A 26,090-nucleotide genomic window follows, 5' to 3' on the forward strand; every position below is an offset into this window, starting at 1 on the left:
TGGCCTACAACTGCCGTAAATAGGTAATACTCTGCGGCACCTGCGTATCGGCGGCCGGGCTCTCGTCTTCGATATACAAGTGGTCGACACCAGCCGCCCGGGCCGCTTTCAGAATAGCCGGCATGTCGAGCTGCCCTGTGCCGAGAACAATCGAGTTTTCGGGGGCCAGCTTGCCCTTGTCGTTACCGGCCACGCCTTTTTTCACGTCTTTGAGGTGCATCAGCCGGAAACGCTTCGGGTATTTGGCCAGCAATGCCGCCGGATTCTGACCGGGCAGGTACGTCCAGGCAATGTCCATCTCAAAATTTACATAGTCTGGATTAGTCTGCGCTACTATGTAGTCGAAGAGGGTACCATGCTGATACGGGTGAAACTCGTAGCCATGGTTGTGGTAGCAGAACATCAGCCCCTGCGCTTTGGCTCGCTGCCCGAACGTGTTGAAATCGCGGATGGCCTGATCGGCCCGCTCGACGGATAAATCGCCTTCGTGCGGAATCCAGGCAACCCGTACGTACTGCGCGCCCAGCGCCTTTGCCCGCATCAGTACCGAATCGGGTTTCTGAACGATGTCGTCGTAGTTGACGCCGTAGCTGCTGCACCGCATACCGCGCTGATCGAGCAGCGTGCGCATGGCCGGGGCCGTCTGCCCAAACAGGTTCGACAGTTCGATGTCGGTCAGGCCCATGCCTTTGATCTTATCGAGCGTGGCCGGCACATCCTTGCCGAAGCTGTCGCGGAACGTGTACGACACAACGCCCGGTGTTTTGCGCACCAGCTTCCCAAACGGTTGTGCGTGCAGGTGGGTAGTCAGCAGCCCCAGCAGGGCCATCAAAGCCAGACGTTTCATACTGTTTCGTCCAATAAAAAAAGCCACACGGGAATAATCCCCGTGTGGCTGTAAGGCACAGACTGGCGGTTTCTAATCAGAAGGGGTTCAGGTAAACCCCAACGCCCAGCCAGAAAACGTTTTGATTTTCAAACTGGCTGTATGGCCGGAACCCCGAATAGGTTTCGGCCAGAAAGGTCAGGTTGTTGGCCGTGCGTCCCACCTCGACGCCAATAGCGCCGTGGATGCCGGGACGGAAATCGGTTTGCTGCCAGAACTTTACGTCGACACCGCCCACGAGCCGGGCTGCCTTTAACGAAGGCTTTTTATAGAAAGCCCCCAGTTGGGCACTTAGCCGTTTGCGCTCTTCCGATTTACGCAGCCCAATGCCCAGCCCGCCATAAACGCGCCAGTCGCGCACGGTGCGGGAGTAGGTCGCGTCGATGAGCTCATAGTTGACCGAGTTAGGCGACGGAGCGGTAATTGAATTACGGAACAGGTAATCGTCGCCCAGGTGCGATGAGAGGTGGTACAGCCGGAACCGGTAATTATTATCGCCCCGGCGCAGGTTGTACTGAATGCTCACCTTGTAATCGGTGTTCATGATCTGCCGGCGCTGGCTACGCTTCACCTGATCGAAATACACTTCGAACTGCGTAAACGACCCTGCATCGAGCACAATCTCTTCCGACCGGCCCGGCTCTGAGGTGTGGCGGTAAAAAGGCTTGTTGAAACCAAAGGCAAAGGGCACAATGCTGCCAACATAACGCTCGCCATTGATGTAGTATGAGGGCAACACGCTGCCGTAAACCTGCGACTCCAGCGGGTCGAGCAGAATGGGCTCGAACAGGTGACCTTTGGGCAAAAACTCGCGCCGGCCACGCACCACACTGGACGTAGCATCAGTTGCCAGTACATTACCCAGCGAATCGGTCGCAGCAACGGGTGCGGGTCTGGGCTTTTTTTCCCGAACACGCTTTTCCCGGACGGGCGCCGGAGCCGTAACCGGTTCGGGCATGACCGCGGGGGGTGAGACCGGCACAGGAGCCGGCACAGGTGCGGGGGCAGCAGCTTCTTTCTCGCGTTTCCGTCGTTCGCGCTCTTCCCGACGCGACGGACCGGGGGCTACCGGGGCCGGTGCTACCGGGGCCGGTGCTACCGGTGACGGCGTTGCGGCTGCCGGTGCGGGCGTAGTGGGCTGTGGCGCTGGCTCGGGGGCCGTACGGGGACTTACAACCGCGCCTTCCTTAGCGGCTTTTTTGGCCTGTTTCTGCCGTTCCTTTTCGGCCTGTTTCAGTTCGTATTCGCGCTGTTTCTGCGCCCACTCGGCCCGAATCTGCCGCTCGCGCTGTACTTCGCGCTCAATCTTTTCCTTCTGCTTCTGTTCGGCGGGCGTCAGCGTACGGGCAGCGGGGGCGGTGGTTTTAGGCTGTTGGGCTACGGCCACCGTAGCTACCTGAACCAGCGCGAACAAAGTATATAAAGCTTTTTTCATAGGAATTGATTTGAGCCCATGATCGGATGCCCGCTGGCGGAGCACCCGACCGAAGACCCGGCAAACACTTACGCTTTCATGGCCGCGTAGTTGCGGAAAAAGTATGGGATCGTTTCGATACCCTTATAGTAATTGAAAAGCCCGTAGCTTTCGTTGGGCGAATGCAGGGCATCGCTATCCAGCCCGAAGCCCATCAGAATCGACTTGATACCGAGTTCTTTTTCAAACAGGGCCACAATGGGAATACTGCCCCCACCCCGTGTCGGGATCGGCTTTTTACCCCACGCGTCTTCAAAGGCTTTGCTGGCAGCTTCAAACTCCACCGAATCGACGGGTGTCACGTAGGGGAAGCCGCCGTGGTGGGGCCGTACCTCAACCGTAACGCCAGCGGGCGCAATCGACTTGAAATGATTGCTGAACAGGGCCGTGATTTCATCGGGCGTCTGGTTCGGCACCAGCCGCATGCTAATCTTGGCCGACGCTTTGGAGGGCAACACGGTTTTAGCACCCTCGCCGATATAGCCGCCCCAGATGCCGTTGACGTCGAGAGTCGGGCGGATCGATGTGCGTTCATTGGTCGAGTAGCCGGCCTCGCCCGCTACATCGGCAATACCCAGATCCTGTTTATAATCGTCGAGGCTGAAGGGTGCTTTGGCCAGTTCGGCCCGTTCGGCGTCGCTCAGGTCGGCCACGCTGTCGTAAAAGCCGGGAATGGTAATGCGCCCCTGCTCATCATGCAGGGACGCAATCATGGCACAAAGCGCATTGACCGGGTTGAGAACGCCCCCGCCGTAAACGCCCGAGTGCAGGTCGCGGTTAGGCCCCGTTACCTCTACTTCGACGTACGACAGCCCGCGCAGCCCCGTTTCGAGCGAGGGTGTTTCGTTCGAGATAATGCTGGTGTCCGAAATCAGAATCACGTCGGCTTTGAGCATAGCGCGGTGTTCGGCCACAAACGTGCCTAGGTGATCGGAGCCGACTTCTTCCTCGCCCTCGATCATTACTTTCACGTTACAGGGCAGCCCATCGGTAGCCAGCATCATTTCGATGGCTTTGACGTGCATATAGAACTGGCCTTTGTCGTCGCAGGCGCCCCGGGCGTAAATGCGCTCGTTGCGGATGGTTGGCTCGAACGGGGGTGTGTGCCAGAGCTCGTACGGATCGGCGGGCTGCACATCGTAGTGCCCATACACCAGCACCGTAGGCCGGGCCGGGTCAACGATTTTTTCGGCGTACACGATCGGGTGACCGGCCGTTTCGAACAGTTGAGCCTTGTCGAGTCCGGCCGCACTCAGTTTATCACGGACAAATTCGGCCGCCCGGCGTACGTCCCCACTAAAAGCCGAATCGGCCGAGACAGAAGGAATACGCAGCAGTTCAAGCAGTTCGCCCAGAAAGCGTTGTTTGTTGTCGTCGAGGTAAGTCGTCATGAATAGCAGCATTCGTTGGTGAACAGCCTCCGGCAAACCAGGTCAGGTTAGTACAGACCGGCTCCGATGGCGCTAAAAAAGTTCGTCCCGAAGGTACGCACTTTCGCGTAACGACGGGACGTCTGGTTGAGCGGGCCGCTACAGGCCCGGCATATTCTTAGCCAATGCGCCACACCGGGCGACGTAGCCGATTACGGGGTTCGCTTCCGGCGCAGCCGAATCAACACGGTGCGGTTTTCCTGACCGCGCAGCAAGCGGCCGATATTTTTCTGATGCGTGTAAACAACCATCAGGAACATGGCGAAGCCAAACACGATGAGCAGCGGGCTTTCCTTCTGACCGAATATCTGCAACAGCAGCAGGACCGGAAAGGCCAGCGCGGCCAGGATAGACCCCAGCGAAACGTACTGCGACGCGATGACCACGAGCAGGAATATACCGATGCAGACCAGTGCCATCTCTGGATGAATGGCCAGTACCATGCCCAGCAGCGTGGCTACTCCTTTGCCACCCCGGAAGTTGGCAAAAATGGGATAGAGGTGACCGATAACCGCTACAATGCCGAAGACGATCTCGAAGGTCAGAATCTCACCGTCTGTAATAACGTCGGCATACCAGAGCAGCGATGAGAGAATAGCGGCCGTGTAGCCTTTCAGCACATCGACCAGCATAACGATCGTACCAGCCCGTTTGCCCAATACCCGGAAGGTATTGGTTGCACCGGCATTACCGCTGCCGTGCTGTCGGATATCGATACCAAAAAAGCCCGACCCGTACCAGACTGCCGTTGGGATAGATCCCAGCAGATAAGCCAGTATAGTCGTAGCAATAATGAGTAAGACATTCATAGTTTTTCAGGTCGTTAGCTGGTGCTGTATCAACCGATTGTCAGGACAAACCGGCTAATAGCCAATAAAAGTACGGCTTTAACCGGCATCTGCCAACTATACTCACTATGTAGGCTTTATCAGATTATCGTATGGCCCTTTTAGTATCTATTTTCCACCGACAACGACCTCCTGCAACTGATCGTCGCCCAGGTATCGCTGCGCCATTGCCTGGATCTCGTCGGGTGTCACCGACCGGATATGCTGAATGTACGTTTCCAGAAAATCAGCGGGCAAACCATCCAGCAAAATCACCTTGTAGCGATCGGCAATCTCAAAGGGAGTATTGAGCGACCCCACAAATTCACCCGCCATAAAATTCTTAACGGTACTGAGTTCGTCGGCCTCGACCGGCGTAGTCTGCAGGATATGAATTTCCTTTCGAATCTCGTCGAGCGTTTGCTGCGTGTTCTCCTTATTCACGTCGGTACCAATCAGGTAGTACCCATCGCGCCGGAGTGATGGCATATTGGCGGAAATACCGTAGGTGAATCCTTTCTCCTCCCGAATGTTTTTCATCAGGCGCGAGCCGAAGTAGCCGCCCAGAATTTCATTCGTTACGAGCATTCGGAAAAAGTCGGGGTGGGCGCGGGTAAACAGCCGGCGCCCTACGCGGATCGACGACTGGATGCTATCGGTCTTCTCGGCCAGCACCGGCGACAGATCCGTTGGCAGCGCAGGAATGACCGGATCAACTGTCGAATCGGCACGGAGGGGCAACTGTCCGAAAACCGCATTGATGTGTTCGACCTCGCCAAGCGATGCCTGCCCGGCCAGCAGCATCCGAAACGGACGCCCCTGAATCGACTGCTGGTAAAAATTAACCACATCCTCCCGACCCAGCTGTTCTACGGCCTCGGGGCGCTGGCTACGGCCGTAGGGATGCGTAGCGCCGTACAGTTTCTCCCGAAAAAGCACGCCCGCCACGTACGCGTTTTTCTCGTAGCTGATCCGGAGGTTCTGCAAGGTAATGTTACGCAGGTCGTCGAGTTCTTTACCCGGAAAAGTGGGTTCGGTCATCAGTTCGCGCAACAGGGGCAGTACCTGCGGCAGAAACCGGGTCAGGCAGTAGATCACGACGCTCGACCGGTCGGGCCCGCTGTTCAGTTCCAGAAATGCCCCGTACTGATCGAAGTACTCACTGATCTGTGCCGACGAGCGGCCGGGCGTGCCTTCACTCAGCATTTTCATGGCAAAAAAAGCGGAGGCTGGCACTGCTTCCTGCCACGTGCCGGCGTCGAAAATGCATTCGAGCCGGAGCACCGGCTGGTGCGGTACACTGATCAGGTGAAGCGGAATGCCATTGTCGAGCGTGTGGGCTTCGAGTGCCGGAAGCCGAACATCCTGTATGGTTTGAAACGAAGGGGGCAGCGTTCTGTCGAGAATCATAGCTTAGTTTGGCGGCAAATATGAACAGCTTACGTAAGACCGGAGACTGGTTTCAGTCGAAACGCCCGGTGCAGGGCCCGCCGGCAATGAATGCAGTAGACCTGATATGGCAATTGGGTAAACGAGGGTCGACCGCCGGGCGATCTACAGCTCATTTACCCAATTGACCGAATGGGGTATTGATAGCTTAGTTACTGAACTCGCTGTCGTCTGTGTCTGACCCGCCAACACTGCCACCCTGGAAGTTCAGTACCAGCGACAGACGGAAGGTATTGGCGAGGGGGTTACCCTGCTTTACGGGGAGCAGGTACGAAAAATCGACCCCAAAGCGTTGCTGTACGCGCAGGCCCAGGCCGGTAGTCACGTACTTACGCCCACCCTTGATGTTCGATTCATTGAAATAGCCAGCCCGAACAGCAAACTGATCGTTGTACCAGTATTCGATACCAGTCGAGATGGTAAACTCTTTCAGTTCTTCGCTGAAACCACCCGGCGCATCGGCAAACGAGCCAAACACAGCACTGAAATAGTTTTTGTTCGCGTTTACGTTCACCTGCTGGCCATTAACAGTCTGGATGTTGGGCGTTGGTACCATCAGCTTGTTGGCATCGACCAGGAAATTGAATTTGTTGTACTGGTCGCTGAAGTACGTAACGGTTGTTCCGAGCCGCAGGTTGGTGGGAATGAAGTACCGCTCCTGCCCACCGTAGTTAAGCCGGCCACCGAGGTTGGAGATCATACCGCCAAACGCCCAGCCCAGCCCTTTACCGGTCGAGTTATCGCGAACTTCGTTGCGGTAGAAAGCACTGATGTCGGCAGCAGCTGTACCGGCCGGTTTCAGCCCGTAGGCCGACGCACCCGATGCCAGACTCGAGTTGAGGTATTTCAGGTTGACGCCCAGCGAAAAGTTTTGCGACAGGCGCTGCGAGTACGACGCCGTAACGGCATATTCCCGCGAGTTGAACGTACCGGCCTGCGTACCGTTGGCCGTAGTAAAGTTGACGGTACCGAGGTCGAAGTACAGCAGCGAGCCCCCGAGAACGGCGTTCTTGCCGACTTTGGAGTAGCCACTCAGGTTGGTATAGTACATATCCCCGATCAGGTCGCGCAGCCAGGGGGTGTACGAAATGGTAGCGCCTTTACTCTGCTTGGCAAACACCAGCTTGGAGGGGTTCCAGAAAATCGCGTTGGCATCGGCATCGCCCAGGGCAACCCCGGCCTCGCCCAGACCACCCGAGCGGGCATCGGGCGTGAAGTTCAGAAATGGAACGGAAGCGGTCGGAACGTTTAGCGTTTGTCCGGCGAGGTTAACTTGTGCCTGAGCCGTGGCGATCAGAAAAGCAGGACTGCAAACGCCCAGTAGAACACGAAAAAATTTGCGCTTCATACAGAATGTGTTGATAGCAACAGCGACTGCCGATAGTGAATGAGGCAGCCCTGAACGGCCAAAAGTACGAGGATTCGTTAGATTAGAAAAACAGCTTATTGATAAACTCCTGTTAGCGAAGCAGCACCAGGCGCCCGCCCTGACTGACAACCGAGCCGTCGCTGACAGCATGCAGCTGTAGCCGATAAACGTACAGCCCGTTCGTAGCGACACTGCCTGCGTCGGTAGTGCCGTCCCAGCTACCCACAGCTACCGATTCGGAACAGGTACTGCAGGCCCCGGTTTGCCGATGCATCAGCCGCCCGGTCAGGTCGTAGATGCCCAACTCCCAGTCGAGCGACTCGCCCGTTCGGTTGTGGGAGGCCGTCAGCACAGCCGGTGTGGTAATTGGGTTAGGCGTTACCTGAATTGCCTGAAGCTGTAAGGCCGGCTTTTCTGAAACTATTAAACCCAACGCCCCCTCCCCTGAATTATTGCTCAGGTCCCAGGCTTTCACCCGGAGGCTATACCGACCGGTTGCCACGGCCCGGAACGTGTACTGCACCTCCCCTTCCTGCCCGTTTGTTCCCGTTGCCACATACAAATCATTGAGTATAACCGGTGTCTGGCCGCTCAACTGCGCCGTCAGTTCGTGTCCCAGTGCAGACCGGGCAATTGTTATGCCCTGATTGTCGCGCAGCCGAATCCGTACGCTAATATCCGGGCCGGCTACCCGTACCTGATCGCCCTCGGGTATGCCACCCACCACACTGATCTGCACAGTCGGTGGCGTGGTATCCACCGTATCGGGAACCACACTTCCGCCTATCCGAATGGCTTCGTAACTGCCCAGCGCCTGCAACGAACTGTCGGTCCGAATAGCGTAGGCGTATAACCTGCCCGGGCCAATGCGGCTGTAGTCGATGTCTTTCGGCATGGTGAACCGGGCCACGAACGTACCATTCTGCACCGCCACCTGACCGGCATAGAGCGGATTGGCGAAGGTCTGGTAACTCATCTTAGCACTTTCTGTGCCGAGTGTTGTCTGGGTAACGGCTTTGTCGTAGAGGACCAGCCGAAGCGTGCCCGAAAAGGTGCCCAGCCGTTGCTGTTGCTGTTGCACCTCACCCACCAGCTCAACCGGCTGCAACGCCCGCAACGTATCGATCCGACTGGCCGATACCGGACGCTTGTTGATCTGGGTCAGTATGATCTGCGCCTGCGGGTAAGCCAGTTGCATCGATGGGTCGCCCAGCAGCGCAAAGTTGCGGTTGATCTGTCCCTGCAGACTTCGGTTTTTCGTAAACCGCATCACATCGCCCAACCGGGGCATTCGCCCATTGATGGGTGTAAAAACCGATTCGTAGAACGCCTGATTAACGGGCTTGTTTGTGTTGGCATACACCGGTCGGGTGGTTGTGATGAGCCCAATGGCCCCACCCTGCTGGTTTAACAGCGCGAGTTCGGCGCCTGAGTTAACACTCGGATCGTCGTAGCGTCCAAACTGGCAGGTAGCGGTCAGGAACAGGGGCATCCGCCGGTTACGCCAGTTGACAATATCCTGATCGGTTACAATCTGCTCATCGGCCAGACCCGATACGCCCCCGTGTCCGTTGTAGTTGATGATTAGCCGCCCATCCTGCACCGCCTGGTTGATCAGTCTGTTCATCGTCGGCGACTTCTGCCCGTTGGCCGTTACATCCTGCGGATAAGCGTCCATAAACGCTCGCTCGGGTCGGTAGGCCGGCGACTGGGCTTCGATTTGGGTGGCCAGCTCGTTGGCATCGGCCATGTGCGTATTGAAATCACCATCGTCGGCAATCAGCATTACTTTGGTCTGCCAGTCGCCGGGAAGGGTGCGGTCTGTGGCGTACCGAATCAGTTTATCGACCACGGCGCGCGCTTCGTCGATACGCTTTACCGGCAGTCGGCCAATGCCCAGCGCCAGCTTATAGTCGCCGTAGTCGGTTTCGGGCCATTCGCCTTCACTGTCGCCCATGAACCCGAAATAATCGTCGGATGAGTAGCTGAAAATGGTATGCAGTGATTCGCGGCTCTCGTAAACCGGCACCGTATTGGCCAATTCACCTGCACTCAGAAGTTTTTTGATGTTGCGGTAATCAAACGTGGCGTCGCCCATCAGCAGCACATACTGCAGTCGTCCGGGCTCTTTCCGATAGTAATAACGAACCGCATCGCGAATGGCGGTCGGATCAGGCTGACCGCTGCCAAACTCATTGTAAACCTGCTGGGTAGTTACTACCAGCACATCCAACCCGTCGTTGGCCCGTCGAAAAGCGGCCAGCCTGTCGGCTTCGCTCTGCCATGCTGCCGGCGTAACAATCAACAGCGTCGGTGTAGGCTGTGCCCGCAGATTCTGGTTAGCAACGGTGTGTATAGAAACAGGTGTACGCAGTTGCGCGTCGGTAAACAGCACGTAGTCGCCCGGGCGGCTGGCCTGCCAGCGCGCTTCGCTGGTGACCAGGTTATAGGCCTGACCGGCAGGCACCAGCGGATTCGTCACGTTCCAGATGCGCAGGGCTGTATTCGCGCTCCCAACGGCAGCCAGTCCGGCCGGTAGACCGCGAACCCATAAAAAACGGTCGGTCTGCAGCAAACTCCGCTTGAGTTCGACGCCCAGGTAATCGAGATACCCCTGTGCGCCCTGCTGCCCATTGGCCTGAAACGTTACGGTGGTGCGTACGGAGCTCCCCGCCCCTGCAGCCGCTAGCCGAAATGTGTCGGTGCGGCTGATGGCCTGAAAATCGTAGGGGGCGCCCGAGATGGTGGGGATGGGCAGCCGACCCACCAGCTGCCCGTTGATGAGCGTTGCGAACTGCGATGGGCTGCGCGCGCCGGCTACGGCCCCCAACCGCATCCGTACGGATGAGCCGGCAACAAGCCCGGGTGTGTCGAAGGTGATTGTCAGCGTTGTGTCGAGCGACATAAATTCGCCGAGCCATTCGCGCCCCGATTGCAGCGACGGGTTTGGCGCCAGCGAAGGCAGCTTCTGCGTATCAAGTTCGTGGAACTGGTAATCGGTAAAGGTGGTGACGGTAGGCGTTGCCGCAGTGGCCCCGGCTGCCTGGTCAATTACGCGCCGGCCAGCCGTTGTACCCACCGTAAGAAAGTAGAACGTTGTATCGCTGTAGACGTTGGTCTGGTGCGTGTACCGGCGAGCGATCGAGTCGTACTGGATCACATGTGGGCTCTGCCCAAAAAAAACCAGTGCATCGCCCGGGTCGAGCCGACCGTCGGTTTCACCGTTAACCAGAATAGCATTTTCGGTCAAATCACTGACCCGCAGACTATTGTTGGCCTGGGGAAGCATGCCCCCCCCATTGCCGTACAGCCGCAACAGACGGGGGTCGGCACTAGCCAGGGCGGGGCTAAGGCGAGCCAGAGTAGCCTGGTCGATTTGGTAAACGCCCGATTCGGTAACGCCAATTTTAAGCCATGTCCCCGTGCGCAGCACCGACTCCGCCGGTCCGGCCGATTGGCCGAGGGCGAAACCATAGCTGGCCAGCCACAGCAAGCCAAACCAGCCACTCCGCTTAAATCGTTTCCACCCACGCATGTGCCAGTATTGCATATAGTCGACCCGTCGACACTTCTTTACAAACGACCCGGGTTCGGCGCAGCGTACGCCGGACAAACGTCTTTTTATTGAATAGAAACGGTGCGCCCTCGGCCAGATCACTTAGCCGCACCCGGTTCGCCGGCATCTGGGTTTCGGGGCCAGCCTGCTGTTGCTGCAGGGCCAGCATCAGTGGCACACAGCCTGCTGTTGTTGCCGCCGGTTTTTGCAGATACAGTTGAAGGGGCTGCAGGATTGGCATGGGAAAAACACCCTCATGGAGTAAGGGTTGCATCAACTGCTGAAACGCCTTTTGCCAGGCTGGCCCATGTGGGGCAACGCGCCGTTTGGCATACTTATGCACATGCGCATGGGCTACCTCATGCACGTAGGTAATCAGGAAAGCCTCGGGGCTCAGATCGGCGTTGACCGTAATCTGCGTTTGTCCGTTGGGCAGTACGCTGAAATCGCCCAGGCGGGTTCGGCGGGGGCGGCTTACGTTAAAAACAAACTGGTAGGTCTGCCAGAGCGTCTGGCAGTAGGTGGTTGCTGCCGCTGGTACAACCAGGTCGAATGGAGTTGTCAAGATGCCAAAAACGCGAAAAAGCCTTATAAACATAAGGCTTTTTCGCGTGAAGATCGGTGCTCAGACGCTTATTTCGCGCTGTCCGTAACGGTCGTAGCCGAATCCGTAACCGTCATCGTCGTAGCCGAATCCGGAGCCATGGCAGCCGTGTCCGTAGACATGGTAGTCGTGGTCGTTTCGGTCGTGGTCGTTTCTTCGGTTTTCGGTTTGTTTTGGCAAGCAGCGAAGGTAAGCGTGCTACCTACGAACAGGAGAGCGATAACTTTTTTCATGATTTTTTCTGGTGGTATTTTCAAGTTCCGGGGCAAATATAGCTTTTTTTAAAACAATGCAATCAAAATTCAGTTTCCGCTTTCCAAGAGCCCGTAAACCCTGAAATAGTCGCATTCTGAATAGGATTAAGCCGTGTTTTGAAAGCTGGCATCCGCTAGTCGCGCGGTGCCCGACGGATGCGATCGTACATGCCCGTACTCCGAAACGTGAGAATCTTGTGACCGAAATAATTGGCCATAAAACTCATGCCCATTCCTACCACGTGCGAGCCTTTTTCCCGCGCCCAGATCGGAAGTGTGGGAAGCAGCGGGTTGGCAATCCACTCAAGCGTGTACTTTGATACGTAGACCTGCACCAGCAGTGCCACCAGGGCAATACTCAGGTACTTGATCATCTCACGACCGGTATTGCCGGTTTCGCCAGCCGCAAACGCGTAGCGTTTGGTCGGGATAAACGTAAGCACTGTGGCCGTGAGGTAGCCGCAGAGAACGCTGGTCTTGAAGTCCATACCGGCATAGCTCCGGTAAAGGATCTGACTGATAAAGTTGATTGATGCCCCGAGCAGAGCCGTGAGGAAGTAGGAAATAAACCCCCGGTAATCTTTTACACTGGGTTCTTCGAGTTGGCTCACATTCACGGGCTTGGCGTAGGCAGGAGGTTAGGCTAACTGCCGTTTTTGGTTAATACTCCGCAAAACTACGTATTCACCCGTAAAAGCGTGACCGACAGCTTCGTTACTGAGCCTATGGCACCCATCCGCCGGGCAACGGCTGCTAAAATAGCCCTTGCAGCAGGCCTGGTGCAATGCCAAGGCCAATGGTCAGCAGTGTTGTCGCAATAAGTACATACTGGTACACGGGTGCCACCTGAATGGGTTCGGTCGCTCCCTCCCGGAAATACATGGCGATAATAACCCGAAAGTAATAGTAGATACCCACAGCCGACATCAGCACGGCAACGACCAGTAACCAGATTTGGCCCTTCTCAACGGCCGTCGAGAACATATAGAACTTGCCCCAGAAGCCCGCCGTCAGCGGAATGCCTGCCAGAGAGAGCATCGAGGTAGCCATGGCCAGACCCAGCAGCGGGTTCTGCCGCGCCAGTCCGTTAAACGCATCGAAGCTTTCGGTGTTGACGCCACTGCTGCTCAGTGTCTGCTGACTGCGCTGACGAGCTACCAGCAGCAATACGCCGAAGGCCGAGATGGTAGCAACCGAATACGCCATTGAATAGAAAACAATGGCCTGCTTCGACTGCGCAGTCAGAGCCGCCAGACCGATCAGCAGGTAGCCGGCGTGCGAAATGCTCGAGTAGGCCATCATGCGTTTAAAGCTGTTCTGGTACACGGCCGTTACGTTACCGGCTACCAGTGTAATGGCGGTGATAACGGCCAGAATGACCCACCAGAAGCTGTAAACACCGCCAAAGGCTACGGTCAGCAGTTTGAGCAACGCGGCAAAGCCAGCCGTTTTCACCACCGTCGACATATAAGCCGTAAAAATGGTAGGCGCTCCATCATACACATCGGGCGTCCAGAAATGGAAGGGCGCAGCCGATACTTTAAAGAGCAAGCCGATCAGCAGCAGCAGCAGCCCGACGTAATAAATCAGCGACAGGCCTACCTGCGGATTGGCCGAATAACTGCCGATGCCGGCAATGGTAAACGAACCCGTTGCGCCGTAGAGCAGGGCCATCCCAAACAGCATGATGCCGGTGAAGAATGCCCCCATCAGAAAGTATTTGAGCGCGGCTTCGTTCGAGCGCAGGTTTTTTTTGTCGCTCCCTGTCAGTACGTACATCGCCACCGACAGAATCTCGACCCCAACAAACAGCATGATCAGGTTTTCGTACCCGATCATCATGATGGCGCCGACGAGTGAGAACAGGATAATGGCGTAATATTCGGCCGGTTGCGACGCTTCATCGTCGGAAAAAGTACCTGACAGCGCAACAACCAGAAAAGCCGATCCCAGCACAATAGCCGAAAAAACCATCGACAGGTTGTTGGTGCGGAGCATATCGTTAAAATACAGATAGGTCCGGTTCCAGTCGAGGAAGTTGATAGCAACTGCCACCAGCAGAAAGAGCAGGGTGGCAGGCAACAGCACCGAGCGCGACTTCATGAAGCCGAGAAACAACAGAACGATACCAAAAACCGACAGGAGAACGATGGGGAGCATTGATGTATAGGTTTGGTCTGTCAATCACGGCACTTCAGTCAGGCAACTACTTGCCGCGCTGCGCAGACCGCTTCAACTTTATTTCATGGATACAGCCGTCGTACCGATGTATTTCATCAGATTGGCAACCGCCGGCTCGGTAACTTTCATAAACGTATGCGGGTAAACACCCATCCAGAACACCAGAATGACCAGGGGCACAAACACCCAGCTTTCCGACAGGGTCAGATCGCTAAAGGTTTCCGTACGGCTCGTGGTTGGGCCAAACATCACTTTCTGGAACATCCGCAGCAGGTAGACAGCCCCGAAGATAATCGTGAAACCAGCCGCCAGGCCCAGGTAGTGATTATAGGTAAAGACACCGTGTAGCAGCAGAAACTCACCGATGAAGCCGTTGGTCAGCGGAAGGGCTACGCTTCCCAGCATCATGATCATGAAGAAAACCGTCAGTTTCGGCGTCGTACGGGTAATGCCTCCCAGCTGGTCGAGCTGCCGGGTGTCGGTGCGGGCGAAAATGATATCGGCCACGAAGAACAGGCCAACCACGTTGATGCCGTGAGCCAGCATCTGCACCAGCGCCCCCTGCAGGCCGGTTTCAGTTTGCGAGAAAACACCGGCTGCCATGAGTCCCACGTGCGAGAACGACGAATAGGCGATCAGCCGCTTCATATCGCGCTGCCGGATGGCGATAATCGAACCGTAGAGAATGCCAATTACCGACAGGATAATCACCGTCTGTCCCCAGGTTTCGACGCCCAGTGGTGTAATGGGTAGAATAAACCGGATCAGTCCGTAAACCCCCATTTTAAGCATAATACCGGCCAGCAGCATGGTGGCAGGCGTCGGCGACTCAACGTAAGTATCAGGCTGCCAGGTGTGGAAGGGGAACACCGGCATTTTAATCGCGAATGCAATAAAGAACGCCCAGAACACCCAACCCTGCGCCGACGCGCTCAGCTGCAGCTTGTAGAAATCGGCAATGGCCGACGAGTGCGCTGAGCCAGTCGTGGCAGGCGTCTGGTAATAGAGGTATACCAGCGCCAGCAACATGAACAGGCTACCGAAGATGGTGTAGATAAAGAATTTGAACGTGACGGCGATCCGGTTGGCTCCGCCCCACATAGCGGCCAGAAAATAGATCGGAATCAGTGCGGCTTCGAAAAAGAAGTAAAACAGAAAGCCATCGCGGGCGGTGAACACGCCCATCAGGGCAGCCTGCATAAACAGCATCAAGGCATAAAACGTACCGGGCCGGTCGTAACTGCGGTTGAATGTCGACAGCACGATCAGGGGTACCAGAATGCCGGTCAGCAACACCAGCAACACACTGATGCCATCAATACCGGCGCTCAGCCGAATACCCAGCGAGGCAATCCAGGCGTAGTCGAAGCCAAACTGCGACGAGGCATCGGGCGTAAACGTGCTGAAGGCATACACCGCCAGGGCAGTTTCGACCAGGGCAGCGCCAAAAGCCAGTTGCCGGGTTGTGCTGCCGTTGGTCAGCAACAACAGGCAGGCAGCCAGTGCAGGAAAAAGAATGAGGGCGAGCGTAAGCATATAGGTGTAAAGACAGGTCGGCAGGCATTGTACCTGCCGGATCCGTTAGAACCGAATGAAAAAGCGGAGGGCAAAAATCAGCACGATGCTCAGCACCATGGCAAATACGTAGAAGCCGATGGAGCCGCTCTGTAGCCGGCGCAGCTGCCCCGACCCCTGACTGACCAGCCAGGCGGTGCCGTTGACAACGCCATCGATGACCATCTCGCCGAAGCTATAGAGAGCATCGCCCATGCTCCGGACAGGCCGTACGATGATGGTATCGTACAGCTCATCGACATAGTACTTGTTATAAATGACCTGTTCGGGCAGCGAACGATCGGCCGAGTCGGCAGCGGGCACTGCCGAACGGCTTACGTACATCACATACGCTATGATCAGAGCCAGCAGGGCGACACCGGCCGAAACAGCCATCAGCACATACTCGGTGCTGTGCTCGATCGTGGCCTCGGCAAACGCAGCCGGGTTAACCTGCCGCGAACCGGCAAAAATGGGTTCCATGAAATGCCCCAGCCAGCCCCCGCCGGGCAGGTTCAGCATACCCCCTACGGCCGACAGCACGGCCAGTACGATCAGGGGCAGCGTCATGCTGATGGGCGACTCGTGCAGGTGATGTTTTTGTTCTTCCGTACCCCGGAACTCACCGAAGAAGGTCAGAAACAGCAGGCGGAACATATAGAACGATGTCAGACCGGAACCCAGCACGCCCAGTGCCCACAGTACCTTGTTGTGCTCGAACACGTGCGCCAGAATTTCGTCTTTCGAGAAGAATCCGGCAAAGGGCGGCAGCCCCGCAATGGCCCAGGTACCGATGGCAAAGGTGATAAACGTAATGGGCAGCGCTTTGCGCAGGCCTCCCATCTTCCGGATATCCTGCTCGTCGGACATGGCGTGGATCACACTACCCGCCCCCAGGAACAGCAGCGCCTTGAAGAAAGCATGGGTGATGACGTGGAACATGCCCGCCGTATAGGCCGTGGCGCTCAACCCCAGAAACATATAGCCCAGCTGCGACACGGTTGAGTAGGCAAGCACTTTCTTGATATCGTTCTGCAGCAAGCCGATCGACGCAGCCAGCAGGGCAGTGATAATCGCGATAACACCGACCAGTTCGAGCGTCTGCGGAGCCAGTGTATAGAGTACGTTCGACCGAACAACCATATAAATCCCGGCCGTTACCATCGTGGCTGCGTGAATCAGCGCCGATACAGGCGTCGGCCCCGCCATCGCGTCGGGCAGCCAAGTGTAGAGGGGTACCTGCGCCGACTTACCCATTGCGCCTACAAAGAGCAGAATCGTGATCAGTAGAATGGTCGAATCGCCCATGGGCAGGCTCGTTGCCTGTTTGAACACGTCTACGTATTCAACCGTGCCGAAGGTGTTGATGAGCATGAAGATACCCAGCAGAAAGCCAAGATCGCCAATGCGGTTCATCACGAAGGCCTTGCGGGCAGCATTGTTGTAACTGACGTTTTTGTTCCAGAACCCGATGAGCAGGTACGAACAAAGCCCTACACCTTCCCAGCCGATAAACATGATGACGTAGTTCGACCCCATCACCAGCAGCAGCATGAAGAAAATAAACAGGTTCAGAAACGCCATGAACTTACCGAAGCCCTCATCGTGCTTCATGTAGCCAATGCTGTAGAGGTGGATCAGCGTACCGACGCCCGTTACCACCAGCAACATCAGCAGACTGAGCTGATCGATCTGAAACGAGAAGTTGATGCGCAGGTCGCCCACACTGATCCAGTCGAACAGGGTTACGATCTGCGGACCGGCTTCGGGCGAAAAGGAGGTGAACAGCGAAATGGCAATCAGAAACGACGCCAGAACGGCCAGCGTGGCAATGATACCCACCAACCCGGTAGGGACTCGCCGGAAACCGACGCCGTTGAGTACGAAGCCCACCAGCGGCAAGAGCGGGATGAGGGCACAGAGTAATCCTATCTGCATAAGACGGTGTACATGAATCGATTGAGTGAATGAGGGGCGGACCGGCCGTGGGGCCTTTCCCGGACCGATCATTCCATTACCACTTCAATTTATTGAGCAGGCCCACGTCGATCGAGCGGGTATTACGGTAAATCATGACAATAATAGCCAGCCCAACCGATACTTCGGCTGCGGCCACGGCCATGATGAAAAAGACAAACACCTGTCCGGCCGCGTCGGAGCGATAGGAAGAGAACGCGATGAGCAGCAGGTTGACCGCATTCAGCATCAACTCGATCGACATAAAAATGATAATCGCGTTGCGCCGGGTCAGTACCCCGATGATGCCGATGATGAACAGCACCGTACTCAGAATCAGGTAATACGTGAGGGGAATTTGCTGAATGACTTCCGGAATGAGAACGTCCTGCGTGGGTTGCATGGCTTGCCGGTTAATAGAAAGTGCCGCAAAGGTAACTATTATTCGATATTCGGGGCGATCGCCGATCGGGCTAATTAGCGCAATCGTTTATTTGCCCTGCGTGAACATCCGCAGGCGAATTTCGGTCAGTCGCCGTTTGGTGTCGAGGGTAAAATCGCCCTTCAGCATCCAATCGTAAAAGGAAGGCTCCTTTTTCAGAACCTCAAGAACGGGTACGCCTTTGTTTTTACCAAAATTGAATACCTCTTCGCCCTTCTCGTTGAGCACCATCCGGCCCGCCAGATCGACATTGCGGTTGGCGGTCAGCTGGTGAAGCATGTCCATATCGTTCTCGAATACCAGATCCTGGCCGCTGTCGGCGCGGGCCACCATCCCCTGATAACGCTGCACCTGCGCGTTGAGCACTTCGAGAGTGGCCACAGTGTCGGCCTCGGCTCCGTGCGCGCCAACCAGTTCTTTATTGCAGTAGAACCGGTACGCTGCCGACAGATTTCGGGGTTCCATGAGGTGAAAGATGCGCTGGGCATCTACCATTCGGCGGTTCTTCACATCGAAATCGACATTGGCCCGCAGAAACTCCTCTACCAGCAGGGGTACATCGAACCGGTTGCAGTTGAAACCCGCCAGATCGCAGCCCTCCAGAAACTGGGCCAGCCCCCGGGCTACGCTCTTGAACGGTGGCGCATCGGCTACATCGTCGTCGTAGATACCGTGGATCAGACTCGACTCCAGCGGAATGGGCATGCCCGGATTGACCCGCTGGTTTCTGGTCTGCACCTCGCCACCAGGCAACGCCTTGATGATGCAGATGTCGATAATCCGGTCTTTGGCCGTGTTGATACCCGTGGTCTCGAGGTCGAAAAAGGCAAGCGGTTTGCGTAAAGCGAGTTGATGCGTCATAGCCGAACCGGGGTTTAGCGCGGTCAGACCACAAAGGTAAACACGTTTCTGATCTATCGTCAACGCATTACCCGGCTGAACAACCGCAAACGACCGGGCCGGCTGAGCCCCGCACGTTGCGGGGCTCAGCCGGCCCGGTCGTTTTACTTTGTGTGCTCAGGCAACAGCCGTTGTCAGTTCCTCGACTTCGCGTCGGAACCCATGCACCTGCCGGATAAACTGACTGGCTTTCCGGCGCGATACATCAACGCGATCGCCATTGACCAGACTCACCGTCAGCTGTGGCCGACCAGCTCCGGCATACTCGGGCAGAATTTCGTTTAGGTAAAGCAGGTTGATGATATTTTTCTTGTGCAGGCGCACAAACACCTTTGGCGACAGACGGCTCTGCATTTTCTTCAGCGTCAGCGACACCATCAGGGTGCTGCCATCGGCAAAGTGAAAAACCGTGTAATTACCTTCGCCTTCGAGCCGCACAATGCGGTGGGCCGGCATCTTCCGGCGGAAACGCCAGAAGGGAAGTGTGAGATCGGGCATGGCAAACTGACGGGCAATTTGCTCAACACCAGCACTGGTCAACGGATGGTTCTCCGTGTTTCGAACAGCTTTCATACGATATGTAAACTAAGGTGTGGAATGAAATTGACGAAGCTGGCGATATAGTTACCACCCAGTTACTCCGTTCAATTCGACAGCAAGTCTACATAATTTCCGGCACCAACGCATTACGAATTTGTAAAAGATTCGCCCATTCTGAGTGGGCGGCAACACCGGCCGACTGCCCCTCAATGCGCCCGGCCATCGAACTTAATCGGTAGTTTCTGCCTTAGTGGAACATCGTCTTTACGCGTCTATAAGCGTTTGTTTTTTTGTATGGCAACCCTGCTCGAACTCGTTGGCAACACGCCAATGGTTGAACTCAACCGACTCAATCCTCACGCCAACATCCGAATTCTGGCCAAACTCGAAGGCAACAACCCCGGCGGCAGTGTTAAAGACCGGGCTGCGGCCAGCATGATTCAGGGCGCCCTCGATCGGGGCGAGATAAAGCCTGATTCGCGCCTGGTCGAAGCAACCAGCGGTAATACTGGCATTGCCCTTGCCATGATCGCCCGGCTTTACAACATCCCGATCGAACTGGTCATGCCCGAAAATTCAACGCGCGAGCGCGTGTTAACCATGGAAGCCTTCGGTGCTACGGTTACCCTGACGCCCACGATTGAGGGAGCGCGCGACTATGCCGAAGCCAAGGTGCGCGACGAAGGCTACGTAATGCTGAATCAGTTCGCCAACCCCGATAATTACCTGGCCCACTACCGCACCACCGGCCCCGAGATCTGGCGCGATACAGCCGGCAAGGTCACCCATTTCGTCTCATCGATGGGTACCACCGGTACCATCATGGGCACATCGCGGTATCTGAAGGAACAGAACCCCGATGTACAGATTGTCGGTTGCCAGCCTACCGACGGTTCCTCGATTCCTGGTATCCGGAAATGGCCGGTCGAGTACCTGCCCCGGATTTTTGATCCGTCCCGCGTCGATCGCATTATTGAGGTTTCGGAGCAGGATGCCACCCAGACAACCCGCCAGTTGGCCGGCGTCGAGGGTGTTTTTGCGGGCATGAGCAGTGGCGGCACCACCTGGGCCGCCTTGCAACTGGCCAACGAACTGGCTGCACAGGGGGTCGAGCACGCCCTGATCGTCTGCATTATCTGCGACCGGGGCGACCGTTATCTCTCATCCGATTTATTCGGGTAAGCCACCGGGGCGCGTACCTTTGCGGCATGTATAAGCGTATTATCCTGCCGTTGCTCTTTCGGTTCGACGCCGAAACCATTCACCACTTCGTTACGTCGCTGCTAAAGCTGGCTTTCGCCCTGCCGGGTGTATCGGCCCTCAGCCGCCGGCTCTACGTGGTCGACGATCCGCGGCTGGCCCGCACGGTCTTTGGCCTGACCTTTCCTAACCCGGTTGGCATGGCTGCCGGCTTCGACAAAAATGCGGAACTGGTGAGCGAGTTGAGCGATCTGGGTTTTGGCTTCGTTGAGATCGGTACGGTTACCCCCCGCCCGCAGCCCGGCAATCCACGCCCGCGCCTGTTTCGGCTCAAAGCCGATGGAGGGCTCATTAACCGCATGGGATTTAACAACAAAGGTGCCGAACCGGCCGCCAGCCGACTCAGCACTTTTAGCCGGCAACGCGGAAACCGCCGGGTCATTATTGGCGGCAACATCGGCAAAAACAAAGACACACCCAACGAACAGGCGCTGGCCGACTATCAGCTGGGCTTTCGCGCCCTGTTCGATACGGTCGATTATTTCGTTGTCAATGTCAGCTCACCCAACACGCCCGGGCTGCGCGATCTGCAGGAGCGCGAGCCGCTTACCCAGCTGCTTACGGCTCTCCAGACCGAAAATCGGGCTAAAGCCACGCCTAAACCCATCCTGCTTAAAATTGCGCCCGATCTCACCGACGGGCAACTCGACGATATCATTGCCATTGTGGCCGATACCGGCATTGCCGGCGTTATCGCGACCAATACTACCACCAGCCGCGCCAACCTGACAACGCCGGCTACCACTGTCGAGCAGATGGGTGCTGGCGGGGTCAGTGGCCAGCCGCTACGCGAGCGCGCCACCGAGGTTATCCGCTACCTGCACACCCGTTCGGGCGGAAGCTTTCCTATAATCGGCGTTGGTGGTATTGCTACGGCGGCCGATGCCCGCGAAAAGCTGGCGGCTGGGGCCAGTCTGGTGCAGGTTTATACCAGTTTCATCTACGAAGGGCCAGGGCTGGCCCGCCGGATCAACCGGGCGTTGCTGAACGATCGGTCGGCCTGATGCAGATAACCCCGGTGGCGGTTGCGAGAGCCGACAGGCTGACTGCCAGCGCCAAGCCGTTAACCCTTGCCCCGGCAGCCTGCCCGGGGCATCACTTTTATGCCGTTCCCCGTTTATTAGTACCGTTATTCGGTAAATTTTTGGGAAATTTACCCTTGCCGCTTACAGCCTCCCCCCTATCCCATGGCACAGCCGACAACGTCATCCCGCTCTAACACGTTCCGCCAGCCTGCTCAAGAACGGGTACGTACCAATACACCCCGTCCCAACCGCGAAGCCCGTCCAGCCACGCCCCCCCGTCCAAGACCAGCCTTCAACCTGGCCGGCTCCATCGACCGCTGGCTCAGCGACCGCCGGTCGATTCTGGCCCTGGGTGTCATGCTGATGCTGCTGGCGGGCGGTCTGCTGGTTGCGTTTATTTCGTACCTGACCACGGGTGCCGCGGATCAGAGCGTTGTTGGTACGGCTTTTTCGGAACCGCTGGCCGAATCGGGCAGCGAAACGCGCAACTGGGCGGGCCTCGTGGGCGCCTACGTAGCCCATGTTTTTGTGTTCCGCTGGTTCGGCGTGGGCGCCGTGGCGTTACCAGTCATTATGTTTCTGGCGGGTTTCAAACTGACCACCGGCACCGAACCGGTTCCCCTGCGCCGGGCTACCATCGGGCTGCTTTTTGCCGCCGTCTGGAGCAGCCTCATACTGGGTTATATCGTGCTGGTTACCGATTCGGCCGAGACAGCCAGTGTCTGGTGCGGAGGTATTGGTTTTGAAGTCAATTCGGCCCTTTACAGCTTGTTTGGCTGGGGTAGTCTGGCCTTTGTCGGCTTCGGGTTATTCCTGTTCCTGGTTTATTTCGTCGACATCCGGACGATCCGGCTGCCGAACCTGCGGGGGGCGCTGTTCAACCCTAAAACCGACGCCACCCTGCATCACTATGCCGACGACGACGACGACGAACCCGCCGAAGCGGTGGCCGATTCGGTGCCTATGACGGGTACCCGCCCGCTGGAGCCGATGCCTCCCGTCGCCAGCCGGTACGATGAAGAAGTCGAACCAGCGGTATCGCCGGTTGTTACTCAACCCGACCCGGTACCACCTGCCCCCCCGGCGCCTGCCGAGCCAGAGCCCATCGCCACCGTTGGCGTACCCCTGACCATCAAGAGCCGGATTGAACCCGTCGACGACCAGGCTGACCCAGACGAAGGGGGGCAGAATCCCAGCCCCGTCTTTGAGCCCGATGCGTTTGGAGACGATGACCTCGTTGCGCGGCATGGTCTCTACGACTCCACCCTCGATCTGCCCCAGTACCAGTATCCCACCAATGAACTGCTCACCGACTACCAGAACAATCGGAAAGCACAGGTATCGGACGATGAGCTGACGGCCAACAAGGAAAAAATCGAAAATACCCTGCGTAACTTCGGTATCCGGATCGACTCCATTCAGGCATCCATCGGACCCACCGTTACGCTCTACGAGATTGTGCCGGCCGAGGGCGTTCGTATCTCGAAAATCAAGAGTCTCGAAGACGATATTGCCCTCAACCTGGCTGCTCTCGGTATCCGGATTATTGCGCCTATGCCGGGCATGGGAACAATCGGCATCGAGGTGCCCAACAAAAACCGCGAAATGGTTTCGATGCGGTCGGTGATTACGAGCGACGTATTTTCCAACAGCAAGTTCGACCTGCCCATCGTGCTGGGGAAAACGATCTCCAACGAGATTTATGTGGCCGACCTCGCCAAAATGCCTCACTTGCTGATGGCCGGGGCAACCGGACAGGGTAAGTCGGTGGGGCTGAACGTGCTGCTGACCTCGCTGATCTACAAAAAGCACCCCTCGCAGTTGAAACTGGTGCTGGTCGACCCGAAGAAGGTGGAGTTGACCCTGTTTAACAAACTGGAGCGGCATTTTCTGGCCAAACTTCCTGATTCGGAAGAGCCAATCATCACCGACACGAAGAAAGTGGTGAACACACTGAACTCGCTCTGTATCGAGATGGACAACCGCTACAACCTGCTCAAGGAAGCAGGCTGTCGTAACCTGAAAGAATACAACGCCAAGTTTGTGCGCCGGCGGCTCAACCCCGAAAAGGGACACCGCTACCTGCCTTACATTGTGCTTATCATCGACGAGCTGGCTGATCTTATGATGACTGCCGGCAAGGAAGTTGAACAGCCCATTGCCCGGCTCGCTCAGCTGGCCCGCGCCATTGGCATCCACCTCGTCGTGGCCACCCAGCGGCCATCGGTCAACGTCATCACCGGTCTGATCAAAGCAAACTTCCCGGCCCGGCTTTCGTTTAAAGTTACCTCGAAAATCGACTCGCGTACCATTCTCGATGCGGGTGGAGCCGAGCAGCTGGTGGGCATGGGCGACATGCTGCTGTCGTCGAATTCCGACATCATCCGCCTGCAGTGTCCGTTTGTCGACACAAACGAAATCGAGGACATCTGTGAGTTTGTAGGCAACCAGCGGGGCTACGACGATGCGTACCACCTGCCCGAGTTTGTGGGCGATGATGGTGGGCAGAATGACGATAAAGATGTCGACCTCGACAACCGCGATCCCATGTTCGATGAGGCTGCCCGACTGATCGTTATTCACCAGCAGGGTAGTACGTCGCTCATTCAGCGCAAGCTGAAACTTGGCTACAACCGCGCCGGGCGGCTGATCGACCAGCTCGAAGCGGCCAAAATTGTAGGGGCGTTTGAGGGCAGCAAAGCCCGTGAAGTACTGGTTCACGACCTGCAGCAACTGGAAGAAATGCTCAAACGGCTCAAGGGCGAGTAAGCCAGCACTGTTTCTTAAACTTTATCGGCATTAGCTGGTCTAATCAACAGGCAATCGGAACCACACAGGTCTCCCGGTTGCCTGTACCTGTTTTGACAATCAACCAATCTGTTATGAAAACCTCCCTCTGGATGGTCGGTATGGCACTTTTCTTAACCATGCCGGCACTAGCTCAGAAAGACCAGCGCGCTCAGACCATTCTCGATGCCATGAGCAAGAAATACAAATCACTCAAATCGTATCAGGCAGCCTTTACCTACAGCAGCAAGGGCGGTGGACCCGCCGAAACGTATAAAGGCGACCTGACCGTAAAGGGAAACAAGTTCCGCCTGAAAACAGGCGGTCAGGAAGTCTTTACCGATGGTAAAACAATGGCCACCTACAGCAAGGAAACCAACGAAGTAAATGTGCAGGATTATGAAGCCGGGGCCAGTAGTGAGTTTAACCCGACACAGATTTATTCGGTCTACAAGCACGGGTTTACTTACCGGTTTCTGAAGGAGCAAAGCCAGGGGGGCCGTACCGTCGACGTCATTGAACTGACCCCGACAAAAGCGAAAAGCAATATCACCAGCCTGCAGATCTCGGTCGATAAAGCCGACAAATCGGCTCGCAACTGGCAGGTTGTTACCAAAGACGGAAAACGAACGACCTATACCATTACCAGTTTTACGCCCGACATCAACGTGGCCGACTCGTTCTTCACGTTCGACAAGTCGAAGTATCCCGGTGTAGAAGTGGTGGATCTGCGGTAAACCGACCCGTTGTGGTTTACGGATGTATGGCCCGTTTGCCAGTCCGTAAACCACAACGGCCTGCCAATCAGCGCCTACACTTTTGGGCCGAAGGCCAGATCGCCCGCGTCGCCCAGGCCGGGTACGATGTAGTAATGTTCGTTGAGATGATCGTCGATGGCGCCCAGCCAGAGATGACACTGGGGTAATCGCTGCTGTACGTAACGCACGCCCTCCGGACTGGCCAGTACGGCCGCCACATGCGTCTGCGCCGGAATGCCGTAGCGCAGCATGGCATGATACACTTTTTCGAGCGAACGGCCGGTGGCCAGCATAGGGTCGCACAGGATCAGCGTTTTGCCGCTCAGGTCGGGCGCCACGATGTAATCCATAGCAATCTCGAAATCGTCGGAGTCGGCCAGGCTATAGCCCCGGTAAGCCCCCGCGAATGCATTTTCAGCCCCGTCGAAATAATTGGCAAAACCTTGATAGAAGGGCAGGCCAGCCCGCAGAATGGTAGCCAGAACAGGCTGCTGACGAAGCAGTTGCGTAGTAGACGTGCCAAGCGGGGTAGGTACATCGACCCAGTGGTGGGGCATTTCTTTCGAAATCTCGTAGGCCATCAGCTCGCCCAGCCGCTCCAGATTCCGGCGAAACCGCAGCCGGTCTTTCTGTAAGGTTACGTCGCGGAGTTCGGCGATAAACTGATTGGCCAGCGAAGGCTGCTGCGCAAAAACAAACATGGGAGCCAGTGGTGATTCGGCGTAAATTAGCCCCCGGGTTGGCGTATATCCAAACCAATTCCCTAATTTGACCCATTCCCGTACCCTTATCAAACCAATTGCCGTGGGCTGTTGTGTGGCTAAGGTCAACGATTTTG

21 protein-coding genes are annotated in these 26,090 nt (G+C 56.5%); 4 read left to right on the forward strand and 17 right to left on the reverse strand.

What is annotated here, in order from left to right; all coding sequences use genetic code 11:
* Positions 1-4: 4 nt before the first annotated feature.
* From ACYVAC_RS06030 to ACYVAC_RS06105, 16 genes are all read right to left on the reverse strand, one after another.
* On the reverse strand, positions 5-847 hold the full coding sequence (locus tag ACYVAC_RS06030; RefSeq protein WP_461096698.1) for a sugar phosphate isomerase/epimerase family protein: 843 nt from the start codon (positions 845-847) through the stop codon (positions 5-7).
* Between the two features lie 76 nt (positions 848-923).
* Positions 924-2,321 carry a DUF1207 domain-containing protein gene (locus ACYVAC_RS06035; RefSeq protein WP_461096699.1) on the reverse strand — a complete coding sequence of 466 codons (1,398 nt, stop codon included), beginning with the start codon at positions 2,319-2,321 and terminating at the stop codon, positions 924-926.
* A gap of 68 nt (positions 2,322-2,389) precedes the next feature.
* On the reverse strand, positions 2,390-3,751 hold the full coding sequence (locus tag ACYVAC_RS06040) for a dipeptidase (RefSeq protein WP_461097008.1): 1,362 nt from the start codon (positions 3,749-3,751) through the stop codon (positions 2,390-2,392).
* A gap of 191 nt (positions 3,752-3,942) precedes the next feature.
* Positions 3,943-4,599 (reverse strand): glycerol-3-phosphate 1-O-acyltransferase PlsY, encoded by a 657-nt coding sequence (gene plsY / locus ACYVAC_RS06045; protein WP_461096700.1) that lies wholly within the window; start codon positions 4,597-4,599, stop codon positions 3,943-3,945.
* Positions 4,600-4,746: 147 nt separating this feature from the next.
* Positions 4,747-6,027: a M16 family metallopeptidase gene (locus tag ACYVAC_RS06050; RefSeq protein ID WP_461096701.1), complete on the reverse strand. Its 1,281-nt coding sequence runs from the start codon at positions 6,025-6,027 to the stop codon at positions 4,747-4,749.
* Positions 6,028-6,214: 187 nt separating this feature from the next.
* The gene (gene porV / locus ACYVAC_RS06055; protein ID WP_461096702.1) at positions 6,215-7,414 is read right to left on the reverse strand and encodes a type IX secretion system outer membrane channel protein PorV; all 1,200 of its coding nucleotides are present in this window, start codon (positions 7,412-7,414) and stop codon (positions 6,215-6,217) included.
* A gap of 112 nt (positions 7,415-7,526) precedes the next feature.
* On the reverse strand, positions 7,527-10,985 hold the full coding sequence (gene porU / locus ACYVAC_RS06060; protein WP_461096703.1) for a type IX secretion system sortase PorU: 3,459 nt from the start codon (positions 10,983-10,985) through the stop codon (positions 7,527-7,529).
* Positions 10,948-11,556, reverse strand: coding sequence for a SprT-like domain-containing protein (locus ACYVAC_RS06065; RefSeq protein ID WP_461096704.1), 609 nt, complete (start codon positions 11,554-11,556; stop codon positions 10,948-10,950). Before ACYVAC_RS06065 ends, porU begins: the two co-directional genes overlap by 38 nt.
* A 68-nt stretch (positions 11,557-11,624) precedes the next feature.
* Positions 11,625-11,828, reverse strand: coding sequence for a hypothetical protein (locus ACYVAC_RS06070; protein WP_461096705.1), 204 nt, complete (start codon positions 11,826-11,828; stop codon positions 11,625-11,627).
* Positions 11,829-11,983: 155 nt separating this feature from the next.
* The gene (locus ACYVAC_RS06075) at positions 11,984-12,466 is read right to left on the reverse strand and encodes a GtrA family protein (RefSeq protein ID WP_461096706.1); all 483 of its coding nucleotides are present in this window, start codon (positions 12,464-12,466) and stop codon (positions 11,984-11,986) included.
* 136 nt (positions 12,467-12,602) lie between these two features.
* The gene (locus tag ACYVAC_RS06080; protein WP_461096707.1) at positions 12,603-14,009 is read right to left on the reverse strand and encodes an NADH-quinone oxidoreductase subunit N; all 1,407 of its coding nucleotides are present in this window, start codon (positions 14,007-14,009) and stop codon (positions 12,603-12,605) included.
* A gap of 78 nt (positions 14,010-14,087) precedes the next feature.
* Entirely contained in the window at positions 14,088-15,566 is a 1,479-nt protein-coding gene (locus ACYVAC_RS06085; protein WP_461096708.1) for a complex I subunit 4 family protein, read from the reverse strand.
* A 45-nt stretch (positions 15,567-15,611) separates the two neighbouring features.
* On the reverse strand, positions 15,612-17,522 hold the full coding sequence (gene nuoL, locus ACYVAC_RS06090) for an NADH-quinone oxidoreductase subunit L (RefSeq protein ID WP_461096709.1): 1,911 nt from the start codon (positions 17,520-17,522) through the stop codon (positions 15,612-15,614).
* Between the two features lie 76 nt (positions 17,523-17,598).
* Entirely contained in the window at positions 17,599-17,943 is a 345-nt protein-coding gene (gene nuoK, locus ACYVAC_RS06095; RefSeq protein ID WP_461096710.1) for an NADH-quinone oxidoreductase subunit NuoK, read from the reverse strand.
* Positions 17,944-18,030: 87 nt separating this feature from the next.
* Entirely contained in the window at positions 18,031-18,843 is an 813-nt protein-coding gene (locus tag ACYVAC_RS06100; RefSeq protein WP_461096711.1) for an exonuclease domain-containing protein, read from the reverse strand.
* A 156-nt stretch (positions 18,844-18,999) separates the two neighbouring features.
* Positions 19,000-19,455 (reverse strand): LytR/AlgR family response regulator transcription factor, encoded by a 456-nt coding sequence (locus ACYVAC_RS06105; RefSeq protein WP_461096712.1) that lies wholly within the window; start codon positions 19,453-19,455, stop codon positions 19,000-19,002.
* 261 nt (positions 19,456-19,716) lie between these two features.
* On the opposite strand from ACYVAC_RS06105, the gene cysM reads away from it, so the two are divergent.
* The 4 genes from cysM (at position 19,717) to ACYVAC_RS06125 (ending at position 25,231) form a co-directional block, all read left to right on the forward strand.
* Positions 19,717-20,604: a cysteine synthase CysM gene (cysM, locus tag ACYVAC_RS06110; protein ID WP_461096713.1), complete on the forward strand. Its 888-nt coding sequence runs from the start codon at positions 19,717-19,719 to the stop codon at positions 20,602-20,604.
* A gap of 26 nt (positions 20,605-20,630) precedes the next feature.
* Positions 20,631-21,686 carry a quinone-dependent dihydroorotate dehydrogenase gene (locus ACYVAC_RS06115; RefSeq protein WP_461096714.1) on the forward strand — a complete coding sequence of 352 codons (1,056 nt, stop codon included), beginning with the start codon at positions 20,631-20,633 and terminating at the stop codon, positions 21,684-21,686.
* A 183-nt stretch (positions 21,687-21,869) separates the two neighbouring features.
* Positions 21,870-24,476, forward strand: a complete 2,607-nt coding sequence (locus tag ACYVAC_RS06120) for an FtsK/SpoIIIE family DNA translocase (protein ID WP_461096715.1) — start codon at positions 21,870-21,872, stop codon at positions 24,474-24,476.
* 113 nt (positions 24,477-24,589) lie between these two features.
* A complete protein-coding gene (locus ACYVAC_RS06125; protein WP_461096716.1) occupies positions 24,590-25,231 on the forward strand; it encodes a LolA family protein in 642 nt (213 codons plus the stop codon).
* Between the two features lie 74 nt (positions 25,232-25,305).
* Here ACYVAC_RS06125 and upp read toward each other — a convergent pair whose 3' ends face one another.
* On the reverse strand, positions 25,306-25,953 hold the full coding sequence (gene upp, locus ACYVAC_RS06130) for a uracil phosphoribosyltransferase (RefSeq protein WP_461096717.1): 648 nt from the start codon (positions 25,951-25,953) through the stop codon (positions 25,306-25,308).
* Positions 25,954-26,090: the final 137 nt, after the last annotated feature.

This window comes from Spirosoma luteolum (genome assembly GCF_054778875.1).

Coding starts and splice junctions, on each gene's coding strand:
- ACYVAC_RS06030 (WP_461096698.1), bottom strand. CDS start 847: ATGAAACGTCTGGCTTTGATGGCCCTGCTGGGGCTGCTGACTACCCAC.
- ACYVAC_RS06035 (WP_461096699.1), bottom strand. CDS start 2,321: ATGAAAAAAGCTTTATATACTTTGTTCGCGCTGGTTCAGGTAGCTACG.
- ACYVAC_RS06040 (WP_461097008.1), bottom strand. CDS start 3,751: ATGACGACTTACCTCGACGACAACAAACAACGCTTTCTGGGCGAACTG.
- plsY (WP_461096700.1), bottom strand. CDS start 4,599: ATGAATGTCTTACTCATTATTGCTACGACTATACTGGCTTATCTGCTG.
- ACYVAC_RS06050 (WP_461096701.1), bottom strand. CDS start 6,027: ATGATTCTCGACAGAACGCTGCCCCCTTCGTTTCAAACCATACAGGAT.
- porV (WP_461096702.1), bottom strand. CDS start 7,414: ATGAAGCGCAAATTTTTTCGTGTTCTACTGGGCGTTTGCAGTCCTGCT.
- porU (WP_461096703.1), bottom strand. CDS start 10,985: ATGCAATACTGGCACATGCGTGGGTGGAAACGATTTAAGCGGAGTGGC.
- ACYVAC_RS06070 (WP_461096705.1), bottom strand. CDS start 11,828: ATGAAAAAAGTTATCGCTCTCCTGTTCGTAGGTAGCACGCTTACCTTC.
- ACYVAC_RS06080 (WP_461096707.1), bottom strand. CDS start 14,009: ATGCTCCCCATCGTTCTCCTGTCGGTTTTTGGTATCGTTCTGTTGTTT.
- ACYVAC_RS06085 (WP_461096708.1), bottom strand. CDS start 15,566: ATGCTTACGCTCGCCCTCATTCTTTTTCCTGCACTGGCTGCCTGCCTG.
- nuoL (WP_461096709.1), bottom strand. CDS start 17,522: ATGCAGATAGGATTACTCTGTGCCCTCATCCCGCTCTTGCCGCTGGTG.
- nuoK (WP_461096710.1), bottom strand. CDS start 17,943: ATGCAACCCACGCAGGACGTTCTCATTCCGGAAGTCATTCAGCAAATT.
- ACYVAC_RS06100 (WP_461096711.1), bottom strand. CDS start 18,843: ATGACGCATCAACTCGCTTTACGCAAACCGCTTGCCTTTTTCGACCTC.
- ACYVAC_RS06105 (WP_461096712.1), bottom strand. CDS start 19,455: ATGAAAGCTGTTCGAAACACGGAGAACCATCCGTTGACCAGTGCTGGT.
- cysM (WP_461096713.1), top strand. CDS start 19,717: ATGGCAACCCTGCTCGAACTCGTTGGCAACACGCCAATGGTTGAACTC.
- ACYVAC_RS06115 (WP_461096714.1), top strand. CDS start 20,631: ATGTATAAGCGTATTATCCTGCCGTTGCTCTTTCGGTTCGACGCCGAA.
- ACYVAC_RS06120 (WP_461096715.1), top strand. CDS start 21,870: ATGGCACAGCCGACAACGTCATCCCGCTCTAACACGTTCCGCCAGCCT.
- ACYVAC_RS06125 (WP_461096716.1), top strand. CDS start 24,590: ATGAAAACCTCCCTCTGGATGGTCGGTATGGCACTTTTCTTAACCATG.
- upp (WP_461096717.1), bottom strand. CDS start 25,953: ATGTTTGTTTTTGCGCAGCAGCCTTCGCTGGCCAATCAGTTTATCGCC.